This window comes from Flavobacteriales bacterium, assembly GCA_016699575.1.
Classification (GTDB): Bacteria; Bacteroidota; Bacteroidia; order Flavobacteriales_F; family PHOS-HE28; genus PHOS-HE28.
On record CP064979.1, the window covers coordinates 1,091,869 to 1,106,066 of the forward strand.

The following is a 14,198-nucleotide window of genomic DNA, read 5'->3' on the forward strand; positions in this document are numbered from 1 at the left end:
ACCGACGACCATGCACATATCGCGACAAGCGGAGCATCCCCCCGTCGCCGCTCTCCCCGCGCCTCCGCGTGAGGTCCATTGTCAAACCCGCTTCCGCTTCGCCTCCATGAACACCGCACCGCCCACCAGCAGCAACACCAAGAGTGACCCGATGGTGCTGGCCATGCCCCCTGCCTCATACGTGCGGCTCTTCACTTGGAAGACGACCGAATGCTCGCCAGCAGGCACGTTCATGGCGCGCAAGATGTAGTTGGCGCGCGCATAGCCCGCGGGCTGACCATCAATGGTGGCCACCCAGTCGGGACCATACCAAACTTCGCTGAACACCACCACGCCGCCTTGAGCGCTCCGCACGGTGTATTCAAGGCGATCGGTCGCATAGGACTTCAGTTGCACGGTCGCCGAAGGATCGTACACCGCCGGTTGCGGCAGTTCGGCCCGGTAGCGTTCATCCACCACCACCACGCTGTCGGCATCCAACCCACGCACGGCCATGATCTCCTCGTCCGCGTTCTTCACCCATTTCACGTTCTTCACGAACCACCCGGGGCCCATGGCGTTGAGATTGCGGATGGGTGGGCGTTTGGGGTCGTAGATCAGGTAGCGCACATTGAGCATGTTCAACATCGACTGGGGTGCCAGTGCATCATTGACCGCTTGCACTGTGGCGCTTCCTTGCAGTGACGACACGAAGTCGTTGAGCTCCGGCATCAAATGGAACTCAATGGTCTCCTGGTAGCGCTTGAGCTTGGCGCCATGGTAGCCACCGATGCTCTTGTGCAGGAAGCTCACGCTGGCATCGTTGAACGGATCGCCCAAACGGGCCACGCGGTAGTGATCAGCGCGGCGCAACGCGGCAAAACGCGCCATGAGCTCCTCGTCCTTCGCGTTGCGCCCGCGTCCTTTGCCCGCGGCTTTCAGGCGCCCTATGATGGCATCGTACTCTGCCTTGAAGGCAGGGCCCTGCGACCCCTCCTGGAGAATGGCCATATCGGCAGGCATCGGTTCGAACGGCACAACGTTCTCTTCGGCGCTCTCCCACTGCACCTTGCCGTTCTTCTTCTTCGTGTCCGAGTTGATGAAACGCCGGTCAATGGTCCACTGGTCGAGCAGGAACAACAAACCGAGCCCGGAAACCACCACCCATTTGTTCGCCTTCCCCAAGCCGAACACGAAGAGCAATACGCCTGCGGCAACGATGAACGCGAAGCTGCGCCATGCATCGGCGCTGAACACGCCCGCCCGGTATTCCTCCAACTTGTCGGCATAAGCGAATGCGTTGGCACCTTCTTCGCCTCCTGCGTCCGCCTGCATCTGCATCTCGGCAACTTCACGATCGCTCATGAGGTTGAAGAAGGTGCCCGGGGAAATGGCGAGCACGGCCACAACGACCGCTACCGCGCCGGAAGCGATGAGGAACCGCTTCTGCTGGGACTTGTCCCAAGCGCCCGACTTCAGCAAGCGGTCCAGGTAAACGATGCCGAGCACCGGCGCAGCCAGTTCAACGATCACAAGGATGATCGTCACCGCGCGGAACTTGTCGTAGCCCGGCACATGATCCAGGAAGAAGTCGGTGAGCGGCATGAAGTTCTTGCCCCAAGAGAGCATAAGGGTGAGCAGGAACGCACTGAAAAGCGCATACGCAAGCGTGTCTTTCCAGAAGAAAAGGCCCGCGAGCAAATAGGCCAGCAGGATCCCACCGACCAGCACCGGGCCACCGATGCCGTTGTTCACCAAATAGATGAGCAAGGCCACAATGCCAAGGCTGCCCAAGGCCCACCAACGCGCCATGCCCTCGGCGTTGACGAGCGCCAAAAGCATCAGCAAGACCACGATGGCCCCGAGGTAAACGGGGCCGCTTGTTCCGCCCTGATCACCCCAATACGCGTTGATGTAGCCGTTCTGGTACTTCTCGCTCACCATCCGTTTCCACTCCTGGTCCTTGATGGCATCGAAGTCCTTGCGGTCATTGATGATGCTTGCGCTTGCACCGCCCTTCGCGTTCGGGACCACCAACGTGAAGCTCTCCTGCTTGCCGTAGCTCCAGGCCGTCACGTAATCACGGTCCAGGCCCGCTGTCTGGTTCGCCACGGCCGGTGAACCATCGGGCTCGATGGTGAGCTCGCTCTTGCCACGCGTGGTGTACTTGCCGTATTCGTACGTGCTCCACAGAAGACCAGCATTGCACAGCAACGCGAGCGCAGCGGCCACACCTGCGATCACGCTCCGGCGGATGAACGGCAGGATGCTCTTCTCCCGCACGGCCTTCACGCCTTCCGCAAGCGCGAAGAACACGAGCACGATACCGAGATAATAGGTGATCTGCACGTGGTTCTGCATCACCTGCAACGCGAGGAAAAGCGCGAGCAACGTGCCGCCCAACCACTCGCGGCCACGGTAGAGCAGAACAAAAGCACCCAGCACCGGTGGCATCCACCCGATGGCGTTGGCCTTGCTGTTGTGGCCCGCATCGAGTATGACGATGAAGTAGCTGCTGAACGCGAACGCGAACGCACCGATCAGTGCTGTCCACTTCTCTACGCCAAGGCAGATCAGCAGGATGTACATGCCCAGCAGGTACAGGAAGAGAAAGCTCGCGGGCCGGGGCAGCCACAGGTGGAAGGCATCATCGACGAACTGCAGCACATTGCCTTTCCACAGCACACTGATCTGATAGGCTGGCATGCCGCTGAACATGCTCCCCGTCCACAAGGGCTCCTGGCCGGTGGCATCGCGATGCTCCACGATCTCGCGGCTCATGCCAACGTGCTGCTGGATGTCGTGCTGGGCGAGGCGCTTGCCATCGAGCACCGGACTGAAATAGGCGAGGCTGAGGGCCCCGAAAACTGCAATGGCCACCCCCACGGGCAGCAGTTTCTTCCAGTCGATGCTCATGCTGATGCTGTTACTTGATCTCTTCGAAATCGGCGTCTTCCACCCGGCCCCGGCTGCCCGTACTGCGCGGGTCATCGGTACGCTCAATGCGCACTTCGCCTTTGGCACGGCCGTCGGGTGGACCCTGCTGCGTGTGCTTGCGCATTCGGTCCACGGCGCGTTGGGCCATGTAGAGGCGGATGAGAAAGCGCACCACCCACCACACCACCAGAATGGTGAGCAGCGTGCGCAGGAAACCGGTGAAGCTGGCTTCGTTCGTCATCCGAGGCGGGCGAAAGTACCGATCGGGCCGTGGCAACCGCCCCGCCTACCTTCCGCACCGATGAGCAGCACCCGTCCTGGACTTGTCGCGTGGACCAGCCGCTGGCCTGAGGACCTGCGCGCGTTAGCGGTACTGCTGGGTTGTGTGCTGTTGGCGTGGTGGCCGCTGGCAACGTTCACTCACTGCGTTGTGCACGGCGACATGCTCGATTGCTGGCTGCCGTGGCGCACGTTCATCGCCGACTGTTTGCAGAACGGTGCGTGGCCGGTTTGGAACCCATACCAGCAGATGGGTTACCCCGTGCACGCCGATCTGCAAGGCCCGGCGTGGTACCCCGAGACGTTGCTGCTCGGTGCCACCATGGGGCAGAGCATCTACGTGTTGCAGGCGCTCGTGATCGTGTACCTGTTGGTGGCAGGCATGGGCATGTACCGGCTGGCGAAACAGTTCTGTGGAAACCACACAGCGGCTCTTGCCGTGGCCCTGGCCTATATGCTGAGCGGCTTCTTCACCGCGCACGTCATGCACCAATACTCGTTCATCAGCGGTGCATGGTGGCCGTGGATGTTCGCAGCGTTCTTGCGCCTGCTGGAAAAGCCGAACTGGCGCCCTGCACTGGAAGCAGCCGTGTTCCAGTTCCTGCTGCTCACCGGTGGCAATCACACGTTCACGCTCATCGGCTCCTATCTGCTGCTGGCGCTCGCGTTAGTGCGCGCGGTGCAACTCGCACGGCAAGACGGTCTGCGCGGTGTGCTGCGCCTGTTCGCGACCCTGCTCCTGTTCGGTGCAACGACGCTCCTCCTCGCCTGCGGTGTTCTGCACGCGTGGTGGTACTCTGCACCGTTCCTCGAGCGCATCGGCGGCATGGAATACGCGCAAGCGGCTAAGAACCCCCTCACGTGGAAGGCCGCGCTGTCGTTCCTCGTCCCATGGGGCACCAGCAGTGGTGCTGAAGCATTGGGTACCGACATCACGATGGCCAATGCGCACATGGGCCTGCTGATGCTCGTAGCACTACCACTCGCATTGCTGCGCCAACGCAGCGCAACCGAGAACGTCCTGCTCGCGTTCGGCCTCGTCAGCCTGTTGGCATCCTTCGGTGATGCGTTGCCCGTGCATCGTTGGCTGCACAGTGCGCTGCCCGGGTTGAACGTCTTCCGCTTCCCGAGCTACTACACCTTCTTCACGTTGTTGTGCTGGCTATTGCCGGTGGCCAAAACGCTTGCCGCATGGGATGCACTGCCGGCCCGTTCGCACCGGGCGATGAAAGTCGGCAGCGCGGTGATCGGAGTTGTGCTGCTACTAATTGTTGTGCGTGCCGCCTTGGTGCAGGTGCCGCTGGGTTTCGCAATGGACGATGAGCATTCCGGCCTATACGTTCGGATGAACGCTGCGAGCACTGCCGAGCGCACGCTGATCCACGGAACGGTACAACTGTCACTGATAGTCGGGTTGATGGTCCTTCTGTGGAAACGTCGGCTCACGCTCGTTCGCCTCGGAACCATGGTCGCTCTCGAATGCATGATAGCGGTGATGTTGTGCAGCTGGCAAACCGGGATCAGCGAGCACTCAATCAGCCATATTGCCGGGATCGTTGCAGCGCGCCCTGATGGGTTTCCCCCGCCGGACATGAAGCCGATGGCCGAACACCACGATGGTGGTGGCGATATCGCACCGCTGTGGCGCAATACCAATGTGTACCGCAAGCAACCCTCGCACGACGGCTTCAACAGCTTCTGGACAAAAGAGCACAACGCGTTGGAGCGTGACACGCCGGAGCTCTTCGCCCATATGAAATCCAAGCCATTGGCCTACGTCGCCGAGGATGACGGCTGCGCTCGTTCGGTCCGTGCAGCGCGTCTCGGCCCAGGGCAGGTTAGCGTCGATATCGATGCGTCCTGCGGTCCAGGTATGCTCATCGTTCAGCAGCAACACCTACCGGGCTGGCGTGCGTGGCTGGATGACACTGAGGTTGCGATCACCACGGTGAACGGTTGCGCCATTGGCGTGCCCTTCCAGCGTGGCGCATCGCACTTGGAATTGCGCTATCGGCTACCACAACTGACCTGGCTGCGGACCATCTCCTGGACTTCACTTGCCGCGGTGCTCGTATCGCTCGTATTGGCCGTTCCCGTGCCGCGCACGCGGAAAGCCGCACTGGTACTGGTCCTGGCCTTCATCGTACTGGCGGCGTTGGGCCTTCCTTGGCGCTGAGGATCGTGGCCATCGGTCGTCCATCCACCACAAAAGCCTACATTCGCGGCCCGTTCCGAGGAACGGACACGAAAACACGGCGGTACGGGCTTTCCGCCATCGCTCCCAGGTTGCCGCTGCTATTGGCATGGTAGGGTGAAGGCTGAAAGCTGAGTCAGGAAAGGAGAACAGGTTGTAGCACCTCCCTCATTTCCACCCTCTCGCTTCAACCTTCAACAACAACTACCCACCCTTCGGCCCGCCGGTATTCGATCCGGCCTATTCTTTCAAACAACACTGGTGCGCGTGTCCTTGAGACTTGGGTCTTGGGACTTGCGACTTGAACCTTGAACACATGCCTACTCCTTCTTTCGCCGACCTCGGCCTGAACGAACCCCTGCTGAAATCGCTCGCCGAGAGCGGGTTCTCCGCTCCCACTGCCGTGCAGGAGCAAGCCATCCCCACATTGCTAACCAGCGAGCACGATAGCGTGGTGCTGGCCCAGACGGGCACCGGAAAAACCGCGGCGTATGGACTGCCGCTGCTTCAACGGATCGATCCGGCATCCAACGGAGTGCAAGCCCTGGTGCTCTCGCCCACGCGCGAACTGTGCGTACAGATCACCAAGGACCTCGACCGCTTCGGCAAGTACCTCAAAGGCATCAAGAGCGTGGCCGTATACGGTGGCGCCAGCATACGCGACCAGATCCGCGACATCCGCAAAGGAGCCCAGATCGTGGTGGCCACGCCCGGCCGCCTGCTCGACCTGCTTGGGCGGGAAGCCATCGACCTGTCGCTCGTGGACATCGTGGTGCTCGACGAGGCCGATGAGATGCTCAACATGGGCTTCCAGGAAGACCTCACGGCGATCCTTGAAACGACGCGCAAGGACAAGAACACTTGGCTCTTCAGCGCCACGATGGGCAGCGAGGTGCGGCGCATCGCCAAGCGCTACATGCGGGAAGCACAGGAGATCAACGCGGGCCGAACGAACACCACCGCCGAGGCCATCGACCATCGCTATTGCGTGGTGCAGGCACGGGACCGCTATGCTGCGCTCACTCGCATCGTTGATGCCACTCCCGACCTTTTCGCGATCGTGTTCTGCCGTACGAAGCACGAAACGCAGGAACTGGCCGAACACCTGATGAAGGACGGTTATAACGCCGACGCCATCCATGGTGACCTTAGCCAGCAGCAACGCGATCGAGTGATGCAGCGCTACCGCTCACGCCAGTTGCAATTGCTCATCGCCACCGACGTCGCGGCGCGAGGCATCGACGTGAACGACGTGACGCACGTGATACACTTCGACCTGCCCGGCGAGGCCGAGAGCTATACGCACCGTAGCGGTCGCACCGCTCGCGCCGGGCGCAGCGGCATTTCGCTGAGCGTGATCGGTGTGAGGGACATCGGCAAGATCCGACAACTGGAACGCGCACTGAAGACCCACTTCACCTACATGCGCGTGCCGGGTGGTGCTGAGATCTGCGAGCGGCAATTGCTGCTGCTCATCCAGCGCATCAAGGATGTGGAGATCGATGAAGAGGGCATTGCCGGTTTCATGGAAGCCGTGCGATTGGACCTTGAACCACTGAGCAAGGAGGAGCTGATCAAGCGTGTTGTGAGCATCGAGTTCAACCGCTTCCTGGAGGTCTACCGGAAGAGCATGGACCTGAACGTGGACCTGAGCCAGAAGGACCACACGCGCCGAGCACATCCCGGTGCACCACTCGGCGAACCCCGCGAGCGCTTCTCCATGGGAGCCAGCATGTTCATCAACCTTGGCACCGTGGACGGCTTCGACAAGGGCCGTATGCTCGGCTACGTTTGCGGCATCACGGGCCTGCAGGGCGACAACATCGGGCGCATCACGTTGAAGGACGTGTACTCGTTCGTGGACATCGAAGCGAGCCACCTGAACAAGGCCATGGCCGCGTTCCAGAACGCGAACTACAAAGGACGCAGCGTACGCGTTGATGTGCAGGGCGGTGGCAACAGCGGCGGCGCACCACCACGCCGTGAACGCAGCGACAATAGCGGTCCACGCCGCGATGACCGGCCTCCGTTCAAGAAGAAGTTCGCGGGCAAGAAGAAATACTGAGCGGTGCGCTGAAAAGCGCCACGCAGGGCACTAGCGCCGGACCACGGCAAAAGGGACCTTCGACGTGCTACTGCTTCGTTCTGAAGGCACGTACAACAGCGAATAGCTCCCTGAGGGCAACGCGGAAACGTCAAGCTGCATCCTGCGGCCCTTTGCGGACGTGTTCAGCATCTCTTGTCCGGAAGCCGATATCACCCTGAAGCGACCATCAAGGTCCTGGTCCGTTGTAATGCGCAACAGATCATTGGCCGGATTGGGTGCGATGCTGAACGTGTGACCGGTTGCATCCTCGATGCCATCAACGATCCCGACGCAAATGCAATTGGCATCGTAAGCGTCGTTGATCGTCATAGCGTTCCCGTCGTCGCAAGTTGATCCCGGCAGATCCGCACCGCCAGGCACACCTGCACAGTCGATCAATTGACCCGCACAAACGCAGGCAGCATCATAGAGATCGTTGCCAGTGTTGGACGAACCATCGTCACAAGGCGTTCCCGGCACGGCCATACCGCCTGGCGTTCCCTCGCAATCCAGCGGAAGACCGGCGCAGACGCACTGCGCGTCCAACACATCGTTGCCTGTGCCTGCGTTACCATCATCGCAAGCGGCACCCGGTATCGATGAGCCCCCGATCACACCGAAGCAATCCGGCACGGGAACACCCGATGCCGAGGCGATCGCGCCCAAAGACATGTCGCGGAACGACCCCGATGGTGTGGTCACCAGCTTCATAGCCCGCACCATGTACTTGCGGCCCTGCAAGAACTGCAGGTTGCTCACGTGGAACGTGTCCGTCACGATAGTCGGTGTGACCCGAACAAGGGTACCTGCGGTGTCATCTATCGCGTAGATCAGGTAACCGTCAACCGGATCAGTCGAGGGCGACCAAGAGAAGGACGCGTACCAATTCGTGTTCGTGGCGATCAAACCGCTCGGCGGGGCTATGTATTGCATGCGCAACGTCGGATCGCCCATGAGCGCCATGTGGGCCTGCGCCATCGACTGACCTTGCCAGCCACCGTTCTGCAAGCTGTAATCCGTGTTGCCGTTGTTGATGGACCGCAGCGCGCAATAGCCGATCGGCTCGCCCATGGCCATGGGATGCAGGAACCAGTTCGGGATACCGGACCAAACATGTGCGAGGCCGTTGCCACTGGCGATCATGGCGCGCAGCATGTTGTCGGTGTTGTCCCAATCGCCGAAGTAGCTCCCGAACGAAAGATCGAAGATCCCGCCGCGCGTATTGAACGCCAACTGCTGCGTGGTGATGCCATTGGTGGTGCCGATGAACTGCGTGTTCCCCTGGCCATCCACCGCCTGCAGTCCTGCGCCGCAGTGGTAGGTAAAGAGATGATCGTTCGTGCTGTAGTGATCGATGAAGGGCGCCATGGAAGGCAACAGATCAGTGATGTTGCCCGGACCGACGCAGGGCCCAGCGCTCATGTAGCCGGTGCACGCCAGCGGGTTGGAGACCCATTGGAGATCATCGTGCACCACCGCCGTCATGGGCACCGTGTAAGCCTTCGTTTTGTAACCGTGGGCCCTGGCGAGGTACGCGCTCAACAAAGCCCCTTCACTCGCGCCGAATGATGGAAGCGCCGACAGATCAACGCGCCCGACCGCCAGTTCCAGCGCTCCTGGGATATCGTTCTGATCGAACTTGCCATCACCGGGCACGTTGATGTTCCAAGGGAAACCACCCACCGCGTTCACGGTATTGTCTGTCCATATGCCGTCCAGTTCGCCGTAGTACGCATCGCATGCCCACGCACCTTTGTGCTCGGTGTGCCCATCGGGGTTCGTGTTCCCGCTGTACGGCACGGGCACATGCCCGATGATGTAAACGAGCTTAACGTACGCCGGATCAGCGGCGTGGTCCGCAGCCACAAGTGCACGCACGCTCTGCGGCGCATCGGTCGCTTGCACATCGTGCCGTAGGACGAGCCAGCCATCGCCGTTCAGGTCATCCTCCAATTGCTCCAGTTGAAGTGCCACCTGAGCGGCGATACCCGCTTCCACGAGCAGCACCACTTTCCCCCGGTAGTCAACTTCCGGCACTGTTATTCCCGAACGCACATAGCCGTATCCGGTACCGTTGCCAGTGCGTACCACCTTGTACTCATAGGCCGTCGCCATCTCAACGTCCTCGTCCGTCCATTGGGCCGCGGTGCCCGGAAGGTTCACCGAGGCCGGCCCCCAGGTGGTAGCACCAGCAGGTCGGCGGTAAACAGTAAAGCCGGTAGTGCCCGTGAACGCTTCCCATACCAGCGTGATAGTGGTATCCGTCGGGTTGACCACCGCAGACAGGCGCACTGACGCCTTGGTTGCGGGACTTTGTCCGCATGCGCTAAGCGCAAGCATGAGTGCCCAGGCGCTGAGCGACTTCCGTAACGCTCCAGGATTGACGAGGGTCATTGACATGGTAAGAGGGCGGCGAAGATCGGGCCACGGGTCAACGGATGTCCAGTCCAAGGCCGGTCCTTGACCGGTCATTCTTGGAAACAGAAGGGTCAGAAGCGTCGCACCAACCAGACCAGTCCGGATATGACCACGGAGGCCAGGATGCAGGTAACGATCGGGAAGTGGAAGCTGAAGCCCTCGCGCTCGATGTGGATATCGCCCGGCAACCGACCGATGTGCCGCCACCAGTTCCCACGGATGAGCCATGGCCAAACCGCGGCCACCAACAAGCAAACCACCCCGATGGCGAAGAGAGTTCTGCGCATGGGACGAAGCTCGTTAACGGATCGTGAAACGGCACACCACCACCATGGCTGCTCCTACTTTTCGCACCATGCGCCCTTGCATCGTTCTCCTACTTACCTTATGGATCCACGCGCACGCTTTGGCCCAAGAGCAGCGCCGCATCACCTTCCATGTGGAAGGCGCCCCCAACCAATGGCTCTTCTTGGCGAACTACTGGGGCAACAAGCTCTTCTACACCGATTCCGCGTTCACCGATACAGAGGGAACGGCGGTCTTCAGCCGCAAGGAAGGCTACAAGGCGGGCATGTACGCGGTGCTGCACGGCAGCAACTACGCGCCGTTCATCCTGAACGAAACGGACATCGAACTCTCCACCGCGACGGCCGACATGAAGAACAGGTTGACGGTGCAGCGTTCGGAGGAAAACCGGCCCTATCTGGAGCACATACGCTTCGTCAATATCCAGAACAACATGCGTGGCAGCCTGGAAGGTAAAGCAACCAGCGATGTGAACGCACGTGCCCAGCTCGACCACATCGACAAAAGCATAGGTGACCACCAGCATCAACTCCTAACGCAACATCCGGGCACCATGGCCGCTGCGATCGTAGCGATGGAGATGCCTCCTTCGGCTCCGCCCACCGGGCTGGACAGTGCAGGTGGAGCCCTGCATCAGCGCACGCATTTCTGGGACCGCATAGATCTTACGAACGATAACCTGGCACGCACACCCGGCTTCCAGAACAACCTTGATGAGTATTTCGGCCGTTACGTGGGCAGCGAACCAGGCGCCATCATTGCGGCGGCCGATGAACTACTGGGCAAATTGGACAAGTCACCCGACCTGTTCCGGCTCACCATCTCCCGGCTCCTCGATCGTGTGAACGACCCGGAGAAACCCGGCAACGACGCCGTGTTCGTCCATTTGGTGCACACGTACCACTGCCCGAAGAACGGAACACCCACACGGGCAAAGTGGATGGCACCGCAGGACTTGCGGAACATCTGCGGCCGAGCTGACAAAGCAGCGCCGTTGGTGATCGGCAACAAAGCGAACGAGCTGATCCTCCCCGACACGACCGGCAAGAACTGGGTGAAGCTCTCGGCGCTGAAGAGCGATTGGGTGATGCTCGTGTTCTGGAGCCCGCATTGCGGTCATTGCCGTTCGACCTTGCCGCAATTGCACGAGCGCTATGTGAACGAGCTGAAGGGGCTGGGCGTGGAAGTGTACGCCGTGGCCGAGGCGCATGACAGCACGCTCACTGCCGACTGGAAGAAGTTCGTGCGCGAGCACAAGCTCACCTGGGTGAACGTCGGCATCCACAATGAGGTGTACCAAGCCGTGCGCAAGGACCGGAGTGCCTTCGTGCCGCAGCTCACGAACAACGAGAGCCTCAACTACCAGGATGCTTGGGCGGCACGCAGCACCCCGATGTTCTATCTCATCGACAAGGAGCGCCGCATTGCAGCCAAGCGCATGACACCTGATCAGGTGGTGGAACTGGTCAGGAAGGCGAAGTAGGCGGCTACTATCGGGCAACTTCACACGAACTTCACGCGAGCAACATCCTAACGGCATGTGGGCACCGTCCCTTTGCCGCATGAAACACGCGTTCCTGCTTTTATTACCGGTACTTCTCATCGGTTGCGGCAAGGAAGCCGTTCCGACCGGGGAAGCCGCCCATATCGTCAAGGGACGTATTGTGGTGAACGAGCTCCAGGCGACGGCTTCAGCGGTCTTGAACGAGTTCGGCGAAGAGGCGGATTGGTTCGAGATCCACAACCCGGGTCCTGCGATCACCCTGAAGGCGGGTGAATGGTTCGTGAGCGACAACACGGACAGTGAACTGCGCGAGTTCGAACTGCCGGAGATCACCTTGCCAGAAGGCGGCCTCATCGTCATCTGGTGCGACGAACGGAAAGGCGGGCGCGACATCCACGCGAGCTTCAAGCTCTCGACCGACGATGGCAGCGTTGCCATCATCCACGCGGAACCCAAAGGCCTGAAGGTCATTGATGAAGCCCCCATCGAAGCTTCGCCCGGACCCGATGTATCGTACGGTCGCGTGGTGGACGGTGCTGCCGCATGGGGTCGAATGTCGCCACCGACACCTGGTGCACCCAACGATGGTGCGCCGGAAACGCCGTGAAGTGGACCGCACGTTCCATCACGTAGCCGGGCTTCGGGCCAAGGGCTGCGTCATCTTTCGGCATGCGATGCTTCACCATCATCTCGTGCCTTCTGTTTGCGATCGTTGTCCGTTCGCAACAAGTAGCCGATAGCGCGTTCATCTACCGCGCAGCCACACCCGCTTATGCACTTGGAGCCGGTCCTGTAGTGGCACTGGACCACGCCCATCACAACTTCCACCGCATCGATGGTCGCTACATGGCCTTTGCCAGGGTGTTGGAAGCCGATGGCTACACCATGAAGGCCAACGAAGCGCCGTTCACCGCCGAAATCCTGAGCGGCATGCGCATCCTGGTGATCGCCAACGCACTGGGGAATGACGGCCCCTGGGTCCTACCGACCGCACCGGCCTTCACCAAGGAAGAAGTGGTTGCGGTGGAGAAATGGGTGCGTGGGGGGGGAAGCCTTTTCCTGATCGCGGACCACATGCCGTTCGGCGGTGCCGCAGCACGGCTCGCTCGAGCATTCGGATTCAATTGGGTGAACGGCTACGCCATGCGCGACGATGGCGCGGCCGAGCGTTTTTCGCGCGACCAGGGCACCTTGGCCGAGCATCCGATCACGAGCGGCGCGTCAACACAGGAGCGCGTCGACAGAATCGCCGTCTTCACTGGAAGCGCATTCCTGCCCCCACCGCAAGCCACGCGCATCACCGACCTGCAAGACGACTACTTCATCCTGCTGCCCGAGAGCGCAGGCCAGTTCAGCGACACGACCGCATGGATCGATGGCCGCTACTTCGCCAATGCTGCGGCACTGGAACATGGCAAGGGACGCGTGGTCTGCTTCGGCGAGGCGGCGATGTTCAGTGCGCAGCGGCAAGGCCCGGACCGCCTGCCCATGGGCATGAACCAGTCCGGTGCAGAACAGAACCCGCAGTTGCTTCTGAACATCATGCACTGGCTCGACAGGCGTCTTTGACCGGCCAGTACATTCGACCTTCAAATCCACACTCATGAAACTTCGTTCCGCAGCCTTTTCGATGGTCCTTGCCGCAGCTTCGCCATTGACCGCCCAGTACTGCTCACCGACGTTCACGAACAGTTGTGCGCTCTGGCGCAACCAAGAGGTCAGTATCGGCACCATCAACTGGACGCTCGGCGCGTCGGATTGCATGCTTTCCGACTACACAATACAAAGCACCGTGGTAACCCCGGGCGTGGCCGTACCCATGACCGTGGTGAGCGGTAACTGGACAGGATGTGCCGTGTGGGTGGACCTCAACAACAACGCGGCCTTCGAGGATAGCGAGAACCTCTACTACAGCTACGTGGGCGGCGACCCGAGCTACACATACAGCTTCAGCATCACCCTGCCGATGGGCACACCGGCAGGGTCCTACCGGATGCGCGTTGTGGCACCTTGGGGCTCGGACGGGTTCCTGGACACGAACGTGAACGGCTATGGCCCTTGTGGCAGCTACCAGTACGGCAACTTCGATGACTTTACCGTGATCGTCAGCGGAACGGGTGTCGCAGAACCGACCAACGATCCGCACGCGGGACTTCGCCTGGTCCCTAACCCCTGCACGGACCTCGTGAGAGTTACCGTCCCCGGAGACCATCTCATGGAGCGCATTGTGATCCTGGGTGCGGACGGCAGGCTCGTAAAGGATCTCATGCTGGCCAGTGCAACGGGTTCTTCGGTGCTCGACCTCGCGGATCTTACCCCGGGCACTTATGTGGTGCAGGCGTATGGCGGTGAAGCTGTCTGGACGACGCGCCTCACCCGGCAGTAGACCGTCCAACGGCTACCGGGTGCTTACCTCGTAAGACCAGAAGCCCGTGCGGCTGCATGGCATGGCCGCAATGGCTCCGTACGACGTGTCCCGCCTGTCCGGCCAGGAA

At 60.9% G+C, this 14,198-nt stretch carries 10 protein-coding genes; 6 read left to right on the plus strand and 4 right to left on the minus strand.

All coding sequences use genetic code 11. The features are described from left to right. Nucleotides 1-81 precede the first annotated feature (81 nt). Both IPJ76_04485 and IPJ76_04490 read right to left on the minus strand, forming a co-directional pair. Nucleotides 82-2,895, minus strand: a complete 2,814-nt coding sequence (locus IPJ76_04485; GenBank protein ID QQR87490.1) for a hypothetical protein — start codon at nucleotides 2,893-2,895, stop codon at nucleotides 82-84. Between the two features lie 10 nt (nucleotides 2,896-2,905). After that, nucleotides 2,906-3,157 (minus strand): hypothetical protein, encoded by a 252-nt coding sequence (locus IPJ76_04490; protein ID QQR87491.1) that lies wholly within the window; start codon nucleotides 3,155-3,157, stop codon nucleotides 2,906-2,908. A 60-nt stretch (nucleotides 3,158-3,217) separates the two neighbouring features. Here IPJ76_04490 and IPJ76_04495 point away from each other — a divergent pair, with 60 nt between their 5' ends. Beyond that, entirely contained in the window at nucleotides 3,218-5,371 is a 2,154-nt protein-coding gene (locus IPJ76_04495; protein ID QQR87492.1) for a hypothetical protein, read from the plus strand. Between the two features lie 334 nt (nucleotides 5,372-5,705). Further along, the gene (locus tag IPJ76_04500; protein QQR87493.1) at nucleotides 5,706-7,454 is read left to right on the plus strand and encodes a DEAD/DEAH box helicase; all 1,749 of its coding nucleotides are present in this window, start codon (nucleotides 5,706-5,708) and stop codon (nucleotides 7,452-7,454) included. Between the two features lie 30 nt (nucleotides 7,455-7,484). Here IPJ76_04500 and IPJ76_04505 read toward each other — a convergent pair whose 3' ends face one another. Together IPJ76_04505 and IPJ76_04510 are read right to left on the minus strand one after the other, a co-directional pair. After that, complete coding sequence (locus IPJ76_04505; protein QQR87494.1) at nucleotides 7,485-9,767, minus strand: hypothetical protein; 2,283 nt, start codon at nucleotides 9,765-9,767, stop codon at nucleotides 7,485-7,487. A gap of 197 nt (nucleotides 9,768-9,964) precedes the next feature. Further along, complete coding sequence (locus IPJ76_04510) at nucleotides 9,965-10,180, minus strand: DUF2905 domain-containing protein (protein QQR87495.1); 216 nt, start codon at nucleotides 10,178-10,180, stop codon at nucleotides 9,965-9,967. 68 nt (nucleotides 10,181-10,248) lie between these two features. Between IPJ76_04510 and IPJ76_04515 the strand changes: the two genes are divergently transcribed. From IPJ76_04515 to IPJ76_04530, 4 genes are all read left to right on the plus strand, one after another. Next, nucleotides 10,249-11,682 (plus strand): redoxin domain-containing protein, encoded by a 1,434-nt coding sequence (locus IPJ76_04515; GenBank protein ID QQR87496.1) that lies wholly within the window; start codon nucleotides 10,249-10,251, stop codon nucleotides 11,680-11,682. 79 nt (nucleotides 11,683-11,761) lie between these two features. Next, the gene (locus IPJ76_04520; GenBank protein QQR87497.1) at nucleotides 11,762-12,310 is read left to right on the plus strand and encodes a hypothetical protein; all 549 of its coding nucleotides are present in this window, start codon (nucleotides 11,762-11,764) and stop codon (nucleotides 12,308-12,310) included. Between the two features lie 62 nt (nucleotides 12,311-12,372). After that, the gene (locus tag IPJ76_04525) at nucleotides 12,373-13,272 is read left to right on the plus strand and encodes a DUF4350 domain-containing protein (GenBank protein ID QQR87498.1); all 900 of its coding nucleotides are present in this window, start codon (nucleotides 12,373-12,375) and stop codon (nucleotides 13,270-13,272) included. Between the two features lie 34 nt (nucleotides 13,273-13,306). Further along, complete coding sequence (locus IPJ76_04530) at nucleotides 13,307-14,089, plus strand: T9SS type A sorting domain-containing protein (GenBank protein ID QQR87499.1); 783 nt, start codon at nucleotides 13,307-13,309, stop codon at nucleotides 14,087-14,089. Nucleotides 14,090-14,198: the final 109 nt, after the last annotated feature.

What these genes read in the sequence shown, in the direction of transcription:
- IPJ76_04525 (QQR87498.1), top strand. Translation starts at nt 12,373, where the DNA reads ATGCGATGCTTCACCATCATCTCGTGCCTTCTGTTTGCGATCGTTGTC.
- IPJ76_04485 (QQR87490.1), bottom strand. Translation starts at nt 2,895, where the DNA reads ATGAGCATCGACTGGAAGAAACTGCTGCCCGTGGGGGTGGCCATTGCA.
- IPJ76_04490 (QQR87491.1), bottom strand. Translation starts at nt 3,157, where the DNA reads ATGACGAACGAAGCCAGCTTCACCGGTTTCCTGCGCACGCTGCTCACC.
- IPJ76_04510 (QQR87495.1), bottom strand. Translation starts at nt 10,180, where the DNA reads ATGCGCAGAACTCTCTTCGCCATCGGGGTGGTTTGCTTGTTGGTGGCC.
- IPJ76_04515 (QQR87496.1), top strand. Translation starts at nt 10,249, where the DNA reads ATGCGCCCTTGCATCGTTCTCCTACTTACCTTATGGATCCACGCGCAC.
- IPJ76_04530 (QQR87499.1), top strand. Translation starts at nt 13,307, where the DNA reads ATGAAACTTCGTTCCGCAGCCTTTTCGATGGTCCTTGCCGCAGCTTCG.
- IPJ76_04500 (QQR87493.1), top strand. Translation starts at nt 5,706, where the DNA reads ATGCCTACTCCTTCTTTCGCCGACCTCGGCCTGAACGAACCCCTGCTG.
- IPJ76_04520 (QQR87497.1), top strand. Translation starts at nt 11,762, where the DNA reads ATGAAACACGCGTTCCTGCTTTTATTACCGGTACTTCTCATCGGTTGC.
- IPJ76_04495 (QQR87492.1), top strand. Translation starts at nt 3,218, where the DNA reads ATGAGCAGCACCCGTCCTGGACTTGTCGCGTGGACCAGCCGCTGGCCT.